General features: G+C 50.9%; 12 protein-coding genes. 3 read left to right on the forward strand and 9 right to left on the reverse strand.

The genetic code is table 11. The features are described from left to right. Positions 1 to 443: 443 nt before the first annotated feature. From HNQ57_RS04450 to HNQ57_RS04465, 4 genes are all read right to left on the reverse strand, one after another. Positions 444 to 1,085 (reverse strand): toll/interleukin-1 receptor domain-containing protein, encoded by a 642-nt coding sequence (locus tag HNQ57_RS04450; protein ID WP_221301569.1) that lies wholly within the window; start codon positions 1,083 to 1,085, stop codon positions 444 to 446. Positions 1,086 to 1,468: 383 nt separating this feature from the next. After that, positions 1,469 to 2,143, reverse strand: a complete 675-nt coding sequence (locus HNQ57_RS04455) for a hypothetical protein (RefSeq protein ID WP_184461413.1) — start codon at positions 2,141 to 2,143, stop codon at positions 1,469 to 1,471. A 32-nt stretch (positions 2,144 to 2,175) separates the two neighbouring features. Continuing rightward, on the reverse strand, positions 2,176 to 2,865 hold the full coding sequence (locus HNQ57_RS04460; protein WP_184461414.1) for a hypothetical protein: 690 nt from the start codon (positions 2,863 to 2,865) through the stop codon (positions 2,176 to 2,178). Between the two features lie 99 nt (positions 2,866 to 2,964). Beyond that, positions 2,965 to 3,684 (reverse strand): hypothetical protein, encoded by a 720-nt coding sequence (locus tag HNQ57_RS04465; RefSeq protein WP_184461415.1) that lies wholly within the window; start codon positions 3,682 to 3,684, stop codon positions 2,965 to 2,967. A gap of 582 nt (positions 3,685 to 4,266) precedes the next feature. Between HNQ57_RS04465 and HNQ57_RS04470 the strand changes: the two genes are divergently transcribed. Together HNQ57_RS04470 and HNQ57_RS04475 are read left to right on the forward strand one after the other, a co-directional pair. Continuing rightward, complete coding sequence (locus HNQ57_RS04470) at positions 4,267 to 5,328, forward strand: efflux RND transporter periplasmic adaptor subunit (RefSeq protein WP_184461416.1); 1,062 nt, start codon at positions 4,267 to 4,269, stop codon at positions 5,326 to 5,328. A gap of 3 nt (positions 5,329 to 5,331) precedes the next feature. Continuing rightward, positions 5,332 to 8,445, forward strand: a complete 3,114-nt coding sequence (locus tag HNQ57_RS04475) for an efflux RND transporter permease subunit (RefSeq protein WP_184461417.1) — start codon at positions 5,332 to 5,334, stop codon at positions 8,443 to 8,445. A 204-nt stretch (positions 8,446 to 8,649) separates the two neighbouring features. On the opposite strand, the gene HNQ57_RS04480 is transcribed toward HNQ57_RS04475, so the two are convergent. From HNQ57_RS04480 to HNQ57_RS04490, 3 genes are read right to left on the reverse strand one after another with little or no spacing between them, the layout of a single operon-like run. Next, positions 8,650 to 9,735 carry a prenyltransferase/squalene oxidase repeat-containing protein gene (locus tag HNQ57_RS04480; RefSeq protein ID WP_184461418.1) on the reverse strand — a complete coding sequence of 362 codons (1,086 nt, stop codon included), beginning with the start codon at positions 9,733 to 9,735 and terminating at the stop codon, positions 8,650 to 8,652. Further along, positions 9,732 to 10,448, reverse strand: coding sequence for a class I SAM-dependent methyltransferase (locus HNQ57_RS04485; protein WP_184461419.1), 717 nt, complete (start codon positions 10,446 to 10,448; stop codon positions 9,732 to 9,734). The genes HNQ57_RS04480 and HNQ57_RS04485 overlap by 4 nt, the downstream gene beginning before the upstream one ends. Then, positions 10,435 to 11,751 carry a glycosyltransferase family 4 protein gene (locus HNQ57_RS04490; protein ID WP_184461420.1) on the reverse strand — a complete coding sequence of 439 codons (1,317 nt, stop codon included), beginning with the start codon at positions 11,749 to 11,751 and terminating at the stop codon, positions 10,435 to 10,437. The genes HNQ57_RS04485 and HNQ57_RS04490 overlap by 14 nt, the downstream gene beginning before the upstream one ends. Positions 11,752 to 11,975: 224 nt before the next feature. Between HNQ57_RS04490 and HNQ57_RS04495 the strand changes: the two genes are divergently transcribed. Continuing rightward, positions 11,976 to 12,419, forward strand: coding sequence for a hypothetical protein (locus HNQ57_RS04495; RefSeq protein WP_184461421.1), 444 nt, complete (start codon positions 11,976 to 11,978; stop codon positions 12,417 to 12,419). 42 nt (positions 12,420 to 12,461) lie between these two features. Here the strand turns inward: HNQ57_RS04495 and HNQ57_RS04500 are convergent, their stop codons facing one another. Together HNQ57_RS04500 and glnE are read right to left on the reverse strand one after the other, a co-directional pair. Then, positions 12,462 to 13,388, reverse strand: a complete 927-nt coding sequence (locus HNQ57_RS04500; RefSeq protein WP_184461422.1) for a branched-chain amino acid transaminase — start codon at positions 13,386 to 13,388, stop codon at positions 12,462 to 12,464. A 43-nt stretch (positions 13,389 to 13,431) separates the two neighbouring features. Beyond that, positions 13,432 to 16,344: a bifunctional [glutamate--ammonia ligase]-adenylyl-L-tyrosine phosphorylase/[glutamate--ammonia-ligase] adenylyltransferase gene (gene glnE, locus HNQ57_RS04505; protein WP_184461423.1), complete on the reverse strand. Its 2,913-nt coding sequence runs from the start codon at positions 16,342 to 16,344 to the stop codon at positions 13,432 to 13,434. Positions 16,345 to 16,350 lie beyond the last annotated feature (6 nt).

The following is a 16,350-nucleotide window of genomic DNA, read 5'->3' on the forward strand; positions in this document are numbered from 1 at the left end:
TATTAGAAGGCGGCCTCTTAATTTTTTAATACGCAAAGCGCCGCACAGCAACTTATTGTTTTTCAAACTATTCAATTTTGGCGTAGGAAGGCCTTTCTTATTACGCTGGCCAAAGCACTTAACTGGAGCGGAAAGAAAACTATGCTGCGTAGGCAGGCAGTAATTGGCAGGGCTTGTCGACATGAGTGCTTCACCATTCCGTTGGTCGGTGCGGGTGTACCTACGTATACGCCGGTATAACGATGCAAATAACAATAATGTGCCGCCTGCTTTTGAGCAAGCACTTGATTGATTCTGAGCAGTATAAAAAAGGGCTCTGACCCCTTTAATTTAATTTCGTTTTCCCCACATTGCCCTAACGCCCGCAGCACGCGAGGCTTTGTAGTGAACGCGAAGCCGCGACGGAAAAGCCGTCGCTGTGCCTGCGTTTGTTATGTGTTGACTTAAAATGGAATATCATCCCATTCTTTCTCCTGTTCAGCTTTACCTATTACTATCTTCTGAACATTAAATTTACTAAGCATCGAGTTAAGGCTATCTAGGAATTCTTTAGACTCAATTAGTCGGGAGTTGTCGGCAACTTGCTGCTTAAGATTTTCCAAAATATCCGAAGGCACCCCTTCCAGAGATTTGAAAATAGAGACTTTTTCTAATGCCTCTTCACTTGTAGTCGCATTTGAAAGCGCGCCGGAAAGTGAGATCAATATTTTATTTCTGGTTTTTGGGGACTTGACCAGCGTTTCAAATATCGCCTCGGCTACGTCACCTATTGTTTTTCCCTGAGCTTGAATTCCTTGATACTTTCCAATAAATCCGTAAGGGTCAAGCCCTTTTCGGATCGGGATGATTAAAACATCACGACCAACAGCTACTCCAACTTCTTGATCGCACCACTTACTTTCCTGAAAGCGGGGCATAAGAATCGCTGCTAACGCATCCATAGTTTTCAAGCCTGCCTCTATTTCGCTTTGCCATTCTTTTGTCGGCTCAATATCTTCATGAGCGACAAAACTGGATATAGCATACTTTCTAAGGGCAGTTTGCAGGTGTGAAGTTTGAACTTTGAAGGAAGCTAAATGACTCAAAATGACCTGCCTTCCAAAAACCGACCTCTCGTACTACCTCAGCACCACTTGGAATGTCAATAAGTCCCAGCTCACCTGCAATTTTGAAAAGCAATTCCTCTTCGACCTTCGCGAGCATGTCCTTTGAATATGATCTTTTACTATTGTGGGGGTAGTTATCCTGTGTCGGAACACCATGCCCACGAAAGTATGCATCTATATCCGAAAATGTCATTCGAGATTGCAACTCAGAGCCAATATCGTCTAAGAATTTAATTCTTTCCAAGCCATTCATAATTATCTGAGTTTACTCCTAGAGCACATAACGCCCGCATTTGGGTTGGCGAAGCGACAGCGTAGCCGTCCCAGCCGCATGTTTTTATGCGGCGAACAACATGCGCTTGTTATGTGCGCCGTCTCACGCCGGTTAATTTTTGAACATCAACAACAACTTCATACTCAATTGATTGATCTGAAAATAAAACATCATCTTTGCAGTAGCTAACTTCCAATACAGCTCTATTGGTTACGTCGAACCATGGCTGGCTACGGTAGGTTCTGTATGCGAAATTCTCAGCCATCTCTAATGAAGTTGTCCATGCTTGCCCAAAGGAATTACATTCAAATTCACTTGCATCACAACCCCGGTACAAGGTGATAGTCTGAGGGAGAGCTTCTATGTCATTTGGCTCGAGAACATCAGTAAGACATATTTTCGGGTGCCAACACTCATTTTCTTGCCTGGTATATAGTTGATGTAGACCATTATATGCGTAGCATGAAAATGAGTGTCTCAATGCATCCATAACCTCAATGATTTCTATTCTGTCTATTCCGTCAGAAATCTCGCAGTAGTGTTTTCTGATAGTTTCTTCAGCCTCATTGTCTCGACCAGAAAATAGATCACGAGGAACGCCTGATGCCTCGTAATTCTTTATTGCATCTATGTATTTTGATATAGCATCGACGGCAATATCTTTGAATTCAGAAAAGAACGGTTCATTAAGTTTTTCTTCAAGTGTCTCGACAGAAATCTTCATATTTTCTGTCATGAAATCGTGATCAGAGTTACTGAACATTCACGGGACTCCCAACTGATTCACATAACGCCTCAAGAAGGGGCGCCGTTTTTTGGCGTCCCACTTGCTTGACTTGTTATGACTGGCCGTGAATGCGAAAGAAACGCATAGCCAGCAATTAAAATTACAGCTTGAAGCCCAGCTAAAGAAGCATCTTTGACCGGCAGCGTAAAGTATAATGTTGCCACAATGAAGGCAGCATAAACGAGAGCGCTGACATTTAACCAAAAGAATACGGTTTTCTTTGTATCTATAAGTGCAATTGTGAAATACCCAACGGGGTATGTAATAAGAAACATAAATGCAGCTAGTGCGTAAAATTGGGGGTATATTTTGGTGCTAGTTAGTGTTGCGGCGATCAGTATATGGGAGGAAATAGCAACTCCTAAAAGAGTTCCGCCAATGACAATTCCCAGAGCAATTGCAGCTTCGCATATAGGTAGTGCAACCCAAAATATCCGTTTCGGCCTGTTAATTATAAAGTCACAATCTTTTTTCCCAAGCTTTGTTACGATTGCTAATAAAACTAGACCAACAATAGAAAGCCAGCCAAAAGTATAAATTGAAATAGGCCCTTCCAGAGTCGCCACTACAGACTTAGGCAGATCTGACTCTAGACCATATGCGCCAGCTATAACGGCGGTTGTAATAAAGCCATATAGCAAAAAAATCAAGAAACCCTTGAATGCAGCAACAATTCCAACACTTTTTAGTACGTCCATATTTTCTCGCTTATCAAATTGTCATAACGCCGCCAGCAGGCGATCATTTGTAGTGGAGCCGAAGGCGCAACGGAAAATGGGTCGCACTGCCTGGCCTTGTTAGGCATTTGCACTCCGCAATGTTTCTACAAGAATGCTAAAGTCTATGATTAAATATTCATCGGTGTGCGAGTTGAATTCAATGACTGTTCCTGCGTACTTTACATTGCCATCACTATCTTCTCCGTAAACTGGGCTACCACTCATGCCTTTTGGCGAGCATGCCTTTGGGCAAGGAGTTTTTACTTTTAGCATATGGCAATGTTCGAAAAGACTTCTTCTAGATGACACCACACCATTGGTTACATACGCCTGCTGCGATATTTTCCCTTCTTCGTAGTCGATCTTGTGCTCGGGATTTGCAAACATGTAACCGCGCAGCCAAACGTCTTTCAAAGACGGGTCATCCAGCGATATTGTGCCATTGGGCTTGCTAACATCTATGGCTTCCACGGACTCCAATTCTCTAGCCGGATGGAGATTAGCGCAAACCTCAATTACTATTTGATCATGATGTTTAGAATCCAAAGATTCTCTGTCTTTGCCTCTCGTTTTGCTACAAAAACCCAAAAATCGCCAATCATCTTCAGGAAGTGGATACAGCGTATCTTCCGGTTTGACTTGATGATTTTCATAGCAGTGATAAGCGGAAACAATATACAGTTTTCGTCCCCATCTAATGGGGAAGCAGGAACCAGCAAAAGCATATGGCCAATCTGCATATCCAGTTTCATAAAGTACTGGCTTCGTAGAGCTAAGTATTTTTGGAGTACTTCTCATAACCGACTCTAATGCCTAACAGCCTGTTAATGAGGCCACCGGCCTCATGATAATTATTAGAAGGCGGCCTTTTAATTTTTTAATACGCAAAGTGCCGCACAGCAACTTATTGTTTTTCAAACTATTTAATTTTGGCGTAGGAAGGCCTTTCTTATTACGCTGGCCAAAGTACTTAACTGGAGCGGAAAGAAAACTATGCTGCGTAGGCAGGCAGTAATTGGCAGGGCTTGTCGACATGAGCGCTTCACCATTCCTTTGGTCGGTGCGGGTGTACCTACTTGTACGCCGGTATAACAATGTAAATAACAATAATGTGCCGCCTGCTTTTGAGCAAGCACTTGATTGATTCTGAGCAGCATTATTTTTCGCTAGGCGACAATAACCGCGTGCTTAGAAAATTGCGAACACAGGCACGCTACTGCCCACCCTAAGTTATTGAAAATAATTCTTATTTAGCTTTGAAAATTAGCACCTCAACCGTTACATTAACGGGCTACCGCAGGATTTATGAGCGGCAGGGCATTTTGCGTTATTTGCATCATTTATTCGCGCCTGCGCACCATTAAAGGGAGAAGGTCACCGATGTTCGGTGTTGATTACAGCCATAGTTTTAAATCGATTCTGTCTTACTCTTCCGTGTGCCTTCTCAGTCTGAGCATACTGGCTTGCCAGCCCGCGCCCGAGGCGGCTGCGCCGAAGGGCCGCCCGCCAACGCCGGTGAAGGTGCAGGCCCTAAAAACTGAACTCATCCAAACGCGCTTACAGGCCTTGGGCAGTTTGCTGGCCCGAGAGTCGGTGGATATCAGCAGCAGTGTGACGGAGAAGATCCAAAGCCTGCATTTTGACGACGGCCAAACCGTGAAATCCGGCGATTTGCTGGTGACCTTAGAGCAAGCCGAAGAAGCCGCTCAGCTTAAATCTGCCCGCGCCGATTTGGCAGAGCACGAGCGCGAGTTGCAGCGCCTGAAAGGCTTATTGGCCAAGCAATCTGCCGCGCAAACCGAATATGATCAGCGCCAAACATCTAAACTGCGCGCCGAGAGCAAGATTGCTGAAATTTCTGCGTTGCTAAATGAACGAAGCATCCGCGCGCCCTTTAGCGGCGTGGTGGGTTTGCGGGAACTCAGCCCCGGCGCCCTGCTCAGCCCTGGCACCCGCATTACCAGCCTTGATGATTTGAGTGTGATGCGTTTGGACTTTTATATTCCCAGTTTGAACATTAAGGCGCTGGCGCTGGGTCAGGAGATTATTGCCCGCAGCGACGCGTTGAATGAGGATTTTTCTGGCCATATTTCCGCCATCGACAGCCGCATAGACCCGATCAAACGCAGCCTGAAGGTTAGGGCGCTTATCCCCAACGCCGATGGCCACCTTAAGCCCGGCATGTTGATGCAGGTCGTGTTAATTACATCTGAGCGCGAGGGCATTCTCATTCCGGAATCGGCATTGCTGAGCGAGCAATTACACCATTACGTGTGGTTGTTAAGCGACGGCAAGGCCGAGCAGCGCCAAGTTGAGTTGGGCGTTCGCAAACCCGGTTTTGTGGAAGTTCGCAGCGGCCTCAGCGCCGGTGAGCAGTTAATTTACGAGGGCATTGGCAATCTGCAAGCCGGTATGGCTGTTGCCCCACAGGGAAACAAATAAACCATGTTGCTCTCTGATACCGCCATAAAGCGGCCGGTTTTTGCCGTTGTTATTAGCTTATTACTATTGGCATTTGGCTTATTGGCCTTTGAGCGTTTGCCGCTGCGGGAATACCCCGACATTGACCCGCCCATTGTGTCGATACGCACGGTATACACCGGTGCGTCTGCTGAGGTGGTGGAGTCGCGTATTACTCAGGTGATAGAGGATCGTATTGCGGGTATTGAGGGCATCGAGACTATTGAGTCGAGTAGCCGCGATGGCTTTTCGTCGATCAATATTGAGTTTTCTCTAAATCGCGATATAGACGCCGCCGCCAACGATGTTCGCGACCGAGTTTCTGGCTCACTGGCCAGCCTACCGGAAGAGGCCGAGCCGCCAGAGGTGCGCAAAGCCGACGCCGATGAACAGGTGATTATGTGGCTAAATCTCACCTCAGAGAACCACACCACCCTTGAGTTGGCCGACTACGCCCAACGCTATATTGTTGACCGCTTTGCGGTGATCGACGGCGTTGCCTCGGTGCGGATTAGCGGCGGCCCCGAATACGCCATGCGGATCTGGTTAAACCGCGAGGCCCTCGCCGCCCGCCAGCTCACGGTGGCCGATGTCGAAAGCAGTTTGCGGCGCGAGAACGTCGAGCTGCCCGCCGGTACGCTTAAATCGGTAGACCGCGACTTTGTGGTTAAAATAAACCGCCACTATCTCAGTCCCAGCGACTTTGAAAACCTGGTTATTAAACGCGAAACCAACGGTAATTTATTGCGCCTTAGCGAGGTTGCTCGCGTCGAGTTGGGCGCAGCCGAATACCGCAATATGTTCCGCGGCAATGGTGTGCCCATGGTCGGCGTGGGCATTGTTAAGCAGAGCGTGTCGAATACCCTTGCGGTTGCCGAGGCAGTGCACAAAGAAGCCACGTTTGTTCGTAAATCCCTGCCCGACGGCGTGGGCCTGCATTCCAGCTATGACAGCTCGGTGTTTATCGCCAGCGCCATTGGCGAAGTTTATAGCACCTTGTTTATTGCTGCCGGGCTGGTGGTGCTGGTGATATTTTTATTCCTTGGTGATTTCCGCGCCATGTTGGTACCGGCAATTACGGTGCCGGTATCTCTCATTGCCACCTTTACCGTGCTGTACGCCCTGGGTTACACCGTTAATTTACTGACCTTATTGGCGCTGGTATTAGCCATTGGCTTGGTTGTAGATGACAGCATTGTTGTTTTAGAAAATATTCATCGGCGCCTGCTAAGTGGCGAGCCGCCGCTGGTTGCGGCTTATCGCGGCAGCCGCCAAGTCGGTTTTGCGGTTATCGCGACCACGGCAGTACTGGTCGCCGTTTTTGTGCCGATCAGTTTTTTAGAGGGCGACGTGGGCCGTCTGTTTGGCGAGTTTGCGGTTGCCATGGCCGTGGCCGTCATGTTTTCTAGCCTCGTGGCCTTAACGCTGTCGCCAGTGATTTGTGCACGTGTATTAAATCGCGACGCCATGCACGGCGGCCTTGCCAATTTTGTAGAGTCGCTGCTGCACCGCATGGAAAGCCGCTACGGTAAACTGCTCGGCCGTAGCATGAAGCGACCGATTATATCGGCCGTGTTACTGGCAATGACTATTGGCGGCTGCCTGTTTCTGTTAGAAAAAGTACCCGCTGAATTCGCGCCCAAAGAAGATCGCGGCGTGGTGTTTATGATGATTCGCGCCCCCGAGGGCAGCTCCTTTAATTTCACCACCACGCAAATGGCTGAAGTCGAATCGCGACTAATGCCCATGGTCGACAGCGGCGTAATAAAGCGCTTTTTGCTCCGTGCGCCCGGTGGCCGCGGTGGCGCAGATACCTATAATGAAGGCGTAGGTATTATGGTGCTCGCCCCTTGGGAGGAGCGCCCTCCGGTATCGGCAATAGTCGGCGAAATTAGGCAGCGGCTAGCTGGCTTTAGTGGCTTAAGCGTTTTTCCTGTTACCCCTCAGTCTCTCGGTGGCGGCTTTAGTAAACCGGTCGAGTTCGTGCTCGGCGGCAGCAATTACCAAGAGCTGGCGCAATGGCGCGACCAACTTATTGCCGAGGCCCGCACCAATCCTGGTTTGCTTGGCATCGACAGCGACTACCGCGAAACCAAGCCCCAACTTGCGGTAACAATTAACCGCGATCGCGCCGCCGCACTTGGCGTTGACGCCAGCGAGATCAACCGCAGCCTCGAAACCCTGCTCGGCTCTCGGCGGGTAACCACCTTTATGATGGCCGGTGAAGAGTACGACGTGATCCTCGAAGGCGAGCCAGAGACCCAGCGCAGCCCTGAAGACCTCAGTAATATCTATGTGCGGTCTACCACCACTGATGCGCTAATCCCCCTTGGCAATTTGGTGACTATTCAGGAGCGCGGCGACGCCGCGGTGCTGAATCGCTATAACCGCGTGCGAGCGATTACCATAGACGCCAACTTAGCCGACGGCTATTCACTGGGCGAGGCGCTGACCTATCTCGAAAACCTTGTTGCCGAGAAGTTTCCTGAGGCGGTAGTTGATTACAAAGGCGAGTCCTTAGATTACCGCGACGCCGGAGGCAGCATATATTTCACCTTTGCGCTGTCGCTATTAATTGTTTACTTGGTGCTGGCCGCGCAATTTGAAAGTTTTATTCACCCTTTCATTATTTTATTGAGCGTGCCTTTAGCGGTTGCCGGTGCCTTGCTAGGCCTGTATTTGTTTGGCCAAACCTTAAACATATACAGTCAAATAGCGCTGATTATGTTGGTGGGCTTGGCCGCTAAAAATGGCATTTTGCTGGTGGAGTTTGCTAACCAGTTGCGGGATCAGGGCGTGGATTTTGACACCGCGATTATTCAATCTGCCCAGCAACGCCTGCGGCCCATTGCGATGACCGCCATCACCACGGTGATTGGTGCCGTGCCCTTATTACTGTCGTTTGGAGCGGGCAGTGAGTCCCGCTATGTGATTGGGATTGTGGTGGTGTTTGGGGTTAGCAGCGCTACCCTACTCACACTGTTTGTCATTCCGATGGCCTACCGGCTATTGGCGCGCCATAGCAATTCGCCACACACCGTGTCGCGGCAATTGGCCATAGAGCTAGCGGCAAACGAAGATAAAGAGCGCACCGAATAGGCGCGCTCAAAGACCTCACGCGGTCGGGATTCACCGCAAGGGCAGATGTAACGCTGGCAGGATGAACGGTAAAAAGGCGGCATCGCAATCACTTAGCCGAGAAGACTCTCAGCTAAGCGAATATTGACGCAAGACTAGGCTAAAAAAGAACGGGGCTTCGCCGCGACAGCAATTCCGCGGCAAAGTAAGCCAACAGGCTTATGTTTATAAAGACTGTGCTCGGCTTCTTTCCGGCAGAATTTTTGCCGCATCAACATCCAACATACACACTTCTTTAAATAAGCGATGCGCAGCGGTGTATTCTGTTAGCGCATCCGCCGCCAGTAGAATTGCAGCAGCCGTCCAGGTTGGTCGCTCGTCTGGCCACAGCAAGTCTTCGGCAAATTGGTAACCCGTCCAGTACTCGCCGTTGCTCTCGCGCCATTGGTGCAACCAGCTGTACACCGTCACGGCGCGGGCGTGATCCCCCGCCGCCAATAGCGCCATGGTTAGCTCGCAAGACTCCGCGACAGTAACCCAAGGCTCATCTGAGACGCAGCGGCACCCTAAACCTGGCTCGACAAAGTCGCCCCAGCGCTTTTGCAGGTGGGCGCTCGCCTTGGCAGGCGGTATCGCGCCTGTTAACACAGGGTAAAACCAATCCATGGAATAGCGCGATTTGCTCTCCCAGGTACGGTCAAAACGCTCTGGCTTTTTACGTAGCGCCTCACCCAATGCCTGTCGCGCGTCACGCCAGATTGGTCGCGGCGAGCCAACTTGCACCGAAATATTCACGGCGCACTCTAAACTTTTATAGATGGAGGAGCAGCCGGTAACCAAGGCATCGCACATGGCTTCACCATCGGCGTTTACCGCCCAGTTAATCTCGCCGTGAGGAGACTGCTGGGCCAGTACAAACTCAATAGCTCCCTGAACACAGGGCCACATTTCTCGCAAAAACGCTTGGTTTTCACTGATCAAAAAATGGTGCCAAACGCCAGTGGCAATATAGGCAACAAAATTGGTTTCGCGGCGCTCATGATTGTCGACTTCGCCATCGCGGTAGGCGGCCCACCAGCTGCCATCTTCAAGCTGAGTATTTTTAAGCCAGCGGTAGGCATTTTCGGCAGCCTCAAACTCGCCGCCAATACTCAGGCCCATCGCCGACTCTACGTGATCCCACGGGTCAGCATGGCCACCCGCAAACCACGGAATACTGCCGTCTTGCTGTTGGGCGCGTACTAAAAATTCGACTGTCGGCCGGAAAAATTCCTGGGGAAATAGCCCCTTGCTTAAAAATAAACCACTCATGCCGGGTTCGCCTTTTCAAAGTACATCACCACCGACTTACCGAGTACCGGGTTGAGGCTCGCTTCTAGGGTGCGGGTGAACAATGGTCTGTCCATTAAATCCCAAACTAGAAAGCGGTGATATTGTTTAATCAATGGATTGCTATCTTGGCGGTCCCAAAATGCGCACTTCAGCCACCAGTAAGGGGAATGCAAAGCATGTGCCCAATGCCGACGGTAAAAGCGAAAACCTAAGTTTTGTATTTGTTTACGCAGCTGGCTAGCTTTAAAAATGCGTAAATGGCCACCCTCGACTTTATGGTAAGCCTCACTCAAAGCCCAACATATTTGCTCAGGCCACGCGCGCGGAACGCTCGCGCAGAACAAACCACCGGGCTTGAGAATACGTTCAATTTCTTTGAGCACTGCCGCGTAATCAGGAATGTGCTCAAGCACCTCTGAACAAATCACTTTATCAAAACTATTGTCGGCAAACGGGAGCTTCAAGGCGTCGGCATTGGCTAGGCCAAATGCCTTGTGCTCATTATTGGCCTCATTAAAGTCAGTAAAGCGAGTTTGCGCTGTTTGCAAATCCTTTAGGCATAGGTCTACACCAATAGCCGTAATCTCACCTTCAACATAGGCCGAGATCACATGGCGACCTTCGCCGCAGCCCAAATCTAATACTTTATCGCCACGGTTCAGGTGGAAATGACGGAAATCAACTGTTTTCACGTTGTAACACCTGCCAATAATAATTTGTCATTTGTTGGGCGGCACGCCGCCAGCAAAACAATTCTTCTATACGCTGACGCCCTGCAGCCGCTAATTGTTCACGCTTGGCGGGCGACGCCAACAGGGCATCTAGCGCCTCGGCAATCGCGCTACTATCACGCACCGGCACTTGAATTGCCGCGTCGCCAACCACCTCGGGTAATGCGCCCCCATCGGTGGAAATGACTGCGGTGCCACACGCCATGGCCTCACCCGCGGGCAAACCAAAGCCTTCATACACCGAAGGCACAATGACCACCGAGGCTTCGTTGTAAAAGCCCACTAAGTCCTCAGTGCTAATGCCACTAACACAGCGAATATGCTTACTTAAACCCAAGTCATTAATGAGTGCGCTGCTCTCGCCGCCCTCTTTAGGCTGACCAACCAGTAGTAGCTCTAAATCGGGGTACTTAGGCAATACCTTGGCCACGCCTTCTAGCAAGTAACGCATGCCTTTCAACGGTTGATCAGAGGATACCGCGGCCATCACCCTATTCGGGTTTTTGACCGTATTCGGCAGAGGGCGAAACTCTTCAGTATCAATGCCGTTAAGCACTACGCTAATACCGGCGGGCTGCATATCAAAGGCCACCGCGATGTCTTGCCGAGAGCGTTCCGAAACCGTTACCACATGGTGAAGCTGGCGAGCGACCTGGCGCTGCATGATTAAAAAGCTGTGCCAGCGCCGAATGAGTAGCCGCTCCCGCCAGTTTTTGGCCGCTTTCAAGGCAATGCTAAGGTCACTGGTAATAGGGTGATGGATGGTGGTAATAAACGGGAAATTGCGCTTTTGCAATTCCAGCATGCCGTAACTAAGGCATTGATTATCATGAATAATATCGTAGTGACGGCCATGGTTTTTGAGGTATTTAACCACCCGCCGACCAAAACAGTAAGGTTCAGAAAAAGCACCTGTCAGCTTACCGCTCCACTCAATGATATTGGTCATGGAACGCAAGTGATGGGGACGAATCGAGCCGAGGCCGGTTTCAAACAGGTTCATGCCGGGCATCTTGATCAGGTTTACTCTAGGATCAAGATGCGGATAGGGCTGACCTGAGATCACGTCTACCGTATGCCCGGCCTCGACTAAGGCTTTGCTAAGGTATTTAAGGTAAATACCTTGGCCGCCACCATAGGGTGCGCTGCGGTAACCAAGTAAACACACTTTGAGTGCACGCCGAGGACGAGCGTCATCCAGTGGAATGACCTTGGCTTTAAATGCCGGTTTAGTTGAAGTAGCTGCTGTGGGTGTTGACGCCATATCCAGGATCGCTGTTATTCGTTTTCATGAAACCGAGGAATTCTTCAGCGCTAACAGAACGGCTTTTCAACAGTCTAGCCAGGAGACACAGAGAGCCATTTAACCCTATATGACCCATCTCATCGAAGAATGCCGCAATCTAGTAACAGGATTCTAACCATGGCATGCCCATAAATCCACTCGCGATGCCCCACAGCCGCTGTATCTGGCATTAAGACTTTGTCATGTTACACTCGCCGCAGGCCAACAATCCCCTTGCAGAGACCTTGATAGCAATGCGTATAACAGCATTACCCCACTATAAAAAAATGACCCTCGTTGCCTTAATTATTTTAACGGGCTGCGCCAGCAACGGTCGCAGTGGCAAAGAAATAGGCTTGTTCGACACCACGATCAAAGGCGATGACATCCGCCTATTTCGCTATCTTCTGCCCTTATTTAGAGAAAAGCCAAGACCCATCACCCAGCGCGCCAATGGCAGCCAGACCCAAAACATTGACCCAAAAGAAAGCGAGGAAGCGCAGTTAAAACGCGCCGACTACTTGTTAAAGCAAGACCCACGATTAAAAGAGTACTGCCCGAAAGGCTATACGATTACCGACAAATATGCCGTGTTGAATGAAATCATTATTCGCGGCGAGTGCCGGTATATTGAAAAGCTAGAATAGCGAACTGAGCCCCGCGTTGCGGGGCTCAGTATATAGTCGCCATTAACGGACGGGAGTAGACCATTCGGGGAATTGCTGACGGCGACCCTTCACTTGGTCGAAGTACATGGTTTGCAGCTGGGTCGTGATAGGGCCACGCTTACCGGCACCAATTATTCGGCCATCCAGCTCACGAATTGGCAATACTTCTGCCGCCGTGCCGGTAAAGAAGGCTTCATCCGCCACGTAGACTTCGTCGCGGGTAATACGCTTCTCAGAGACTTCCAGCCCCAGCTCTTTAGCAAATTCAAAAATGGTATTACGGGTAATACCATCTAAGCAGCTGGTCAGCTCGGGAGTAAAAATCTTACCGTTACGAACAAGAAAAACGTTCTCACCGCTGCCTTCGGCAACATAACCTTCGTTATCCAGCAACAGGGCTTCTTCACAGCCGCTGTCTAGCGCTTCGCGCAGGGCCAACATCGAATTGATGTAGTGACCGTTGGCTTTCGCTTTGCACATCGAAATATTGACGTGGTGGCGAGTATAAGAGGAGCAGCGTACTTTAATGCCGTTATCCCGCGCGTCTGGGCTCATATAGCTAGGCCAATCCCAGGCGGCAACAATCACATGCATCTTCAGATTATCGGCGCGCAGGCCCATGCCCTCCGAGCCGTAAAAACACATTGGCCGCAGGTAGGCTTCTTCTAGGCCGTTTTCACGCACTACCGCGCGCTGAGCTTCGTTAACCTGTTCTTTGGTCACGGTCATTTCCATACGCATAATATGCGCAGAGCGGAACAGACGGTCTGTGTGCTCTTGCATACGGAAAATGCAGGTGCCGCGATCTTCTGTTTTATAGGCGCGGACGCCTTCGAACACGCCCATGCCATAGTGCAGGGTGTGAGTTAATACGTGGACTTTGGCGTCGCGCCAAGGAACCATTTCGCCGTCAAACCAAATCAGGCCATCACGATCAGCCATGGACATCGCGTGTTACTCCTCAAAAAAAGCGGGCAAGCAAAAAATAAAATTACGTAGACAACATCAGTTGCTGCCAGAGTCGACTGACATTTTTCCGCTCTGCGCCCAATGCCGCAATGGCTATCCGCCCCTTTTGCTCTTGTAAGCTAAGGCGATGCGCCTGACTTCGAAACGCCTTGTAAGCGTCGATCAGTGCCTGGGTATCCGCGCTCGAAATCAGACCGTTATTATTCAGCGATTCCAGTATGCGAATGTTATCAGTGTAGTGTGTAAGCGGTGGGTGCTGATGTGACCATGCTAAAACGGCATATTGCACCATAAATTCAATATCAACGATACCTCCCTCGCCTTGTTTAAGGTCAAATTCGGTGTTTTTATTTACCCCGAGCAGCAAGTGATCCCGCATTTTCTGGCGCATGGCGATCACTTCCTCGACCAGCGCCGCTTGTGGTCGGGTTTTACACAGGATTTGACGGCGCAAATCAGCAAATTTTTCTGCCAAAACCCCATCGCCAGCAACCGCCCTCACCCGCACTAAGGCCTGATGCTCCCATGTCCAAGCCTGATTTTGCTGATAATCGCTAAACGCAGTAAAAGACGACACCAACAAGCCCGAATTACCGGACGGCCGCAGCCGCATATCCACCTCGTAAAGGGCGCCGAGCCGCGTGGTGGCGGTAAGAATATGGATAATGCGCTGCCCTAGGCGAGTAAAAAACGTGCCTGCATCCACCGAACGCTCGCCATCGGTCACTGCCGTTGTGGGCAAGTCATGGAGAAACACCAAATCCAAGTCTGAGCCGTAACTTAGCTCGAGGCCGCCAAGTTTACCGTAGCCCAATACCACAAAGTGGCGACGGTCATCGCCATCCGGAACAGGACTTCCGTGTTTATCGAGCAAATTCTGCCAGGCAATATCCAGCACCGCCGCCAAAACCACTTCGGCAATTGCAGTGAGATAATCACTCACCTTCATTAAGGGGAGGCTGTCGGTGACCTCTGAGGCTGCACCGCGCAAAACATGGGCGAGCCGAAAATAGCGCAACGCTTCCATTTGCGCCTCCAGATCACCGCTTTCTACGCGCAATAAGCGCTGCCTTAGCTCACTGGCTAACCCGGCTTGGTCTGGCATGGAATACAAGCTGCGCGCATCGAGCAGCTCATCAAGTAATACCGGGTGAGCCGCAAGCTGACGAGCGATCCACGGGCTAGCGTCACAAAGTTCGACCAAGCGCCCCCGTGCACCAGGGTTCTCGATAAGTAAAACCAAGTAGGCGGTGCGGCGCAGAACCGCTTCGATTAAGGGGATCAGTCGCAATAGCGTTGCCGTTGGCGCCGATACCCCACACAAATCTTCCAATAATAACGGCAGCAAACCGTACAGCCGATCGCGGCCGCGACCTTGCATACGCTGCACACTGGCGCCGTTAAGCAAGGCAACCAATAAGCGTGCCGCTTCTTCTGCGGCGTCAAAGCCCGCTTCTTCAAGGGTGGCGCGCACCTCATCTTGGTCAAGATCATCAAGCATCGAGCGCCAGCGCTGATGACTGAGGTGGGGACGCTCGACCTCGGTTTCCACCGGCGCAATAACATTGGCAAAACAGCGACTTACCCTGCCTCTATGCTCAGTCAACGCCGCCGCAAAGGCGGGCCAATCACCGCCAAAGCCCATCGCTAACGCCAAAGCGCAGCGCTCAGTATCGCTACTGGGCAATTGCTGAGTTTGCTCGTCTCGCCAGGCCTGGATGGCGTGTTCGGTATTGCGTAAAAAGCGATAGGCCTCGATTAACTCAGCGACCACGTCGGTCGGTAAATACTGCTGCGCAGCCAACTCCCGCAAAATGGTCTGCAACTCCAAGGCCTGTAAGGCGACTTCCTGCCCGCCACGGATCAGCTGAAAGCACTGGGCAATGAACTCTATTTCTCGAATCCCTCCGGCGCCCAATTTGATATTGTCCTGCAACTGGCGACGCAGCACTTCGCGCTGAATCATGCTCTTCATTTCCCGCAGGGATTCAATGGCAGAAAAATCCAAATAGCGGCGATACACAAAGGGCCGCAGCTGATCTAAGAGCTGCGCACCCGCCGCGCGGTCACCGGCGATACAGCGTGCTTTAATGAGCGCGTAACGCTCCCAGTCGCGGCCTTGGTCTTGGTAGTATTCTTCTAAGGCATCAAAGCTAATCACCAATGGTCCGCTCTGGCCGTAAGGCCGCAGGCGCATATCCACTCTAAACACAAAGCCATCGGCGGTGCGGGTATCTAGCGCTTTAATTAGGCGCTGGCCCAAACGAATAAAGAACTCCTGATTATCCACACTGCGCGCCGCGCCCACCGTCTCACCGGCTTCAGGATAGGCAAAGATAAGATCGATATCTGAAGACAAATTCAGCTCGCCAGCCCCTAATTTGCCCATGGCGATCACCACCAGTTGCTGGGGCTCACCCGCTTTAGACTGCGGCTCGCCGCGCTCAGCGCTCAGCTGGCGATGCAAGAAATCCAGCGCCACATCCACACAGGCCTCAGCCAAGTGGGATAAATCGGCAACGGTCTCTTCCATTGCCGCTAGGCGATTGAGATCGCGCCACACAATGCGCAGCCAGTGCCGGTTGCGAAACTGGCGCAGTACCTGCGCAAGATCATCGGCATTTTCACACCTGGCGCAAGCGACACTTAACTCTGCCCGCCAACGCGCTGACGCTATGCTATTTTCCAATAAACCCGCCGCGTCTAAGTTGGGCAACCAGTCTGGGTGGCGAACACAGAACTCAAATAAGGTGTGACTGCAGGCCAGTGCTTGCAATAGCTCAATTCGCCGCGCCGAGCGGGCAAAGCCTTGATACCATTGCGCTTGGTCGCTATCACAGTGCTCTAGCAGGCTCTGCCAGCGCTGCTCAACTTCTGCGATGAGCGCGGCGGGCAGTTCGCCATCCTGTAGCGCCAAACTCTCTACTGATGTCATATCGCC

The sequence above is a fragment of the Zhongshania antarctica genome (assembly GCF_014202945.1).
GTDB lineage: Bacteria > Pseudomonadota > Gammaproteobacteria > Pseudomonadales > Spongiibacteraceae > Spongiibacter > Spongiibacter antarcticus.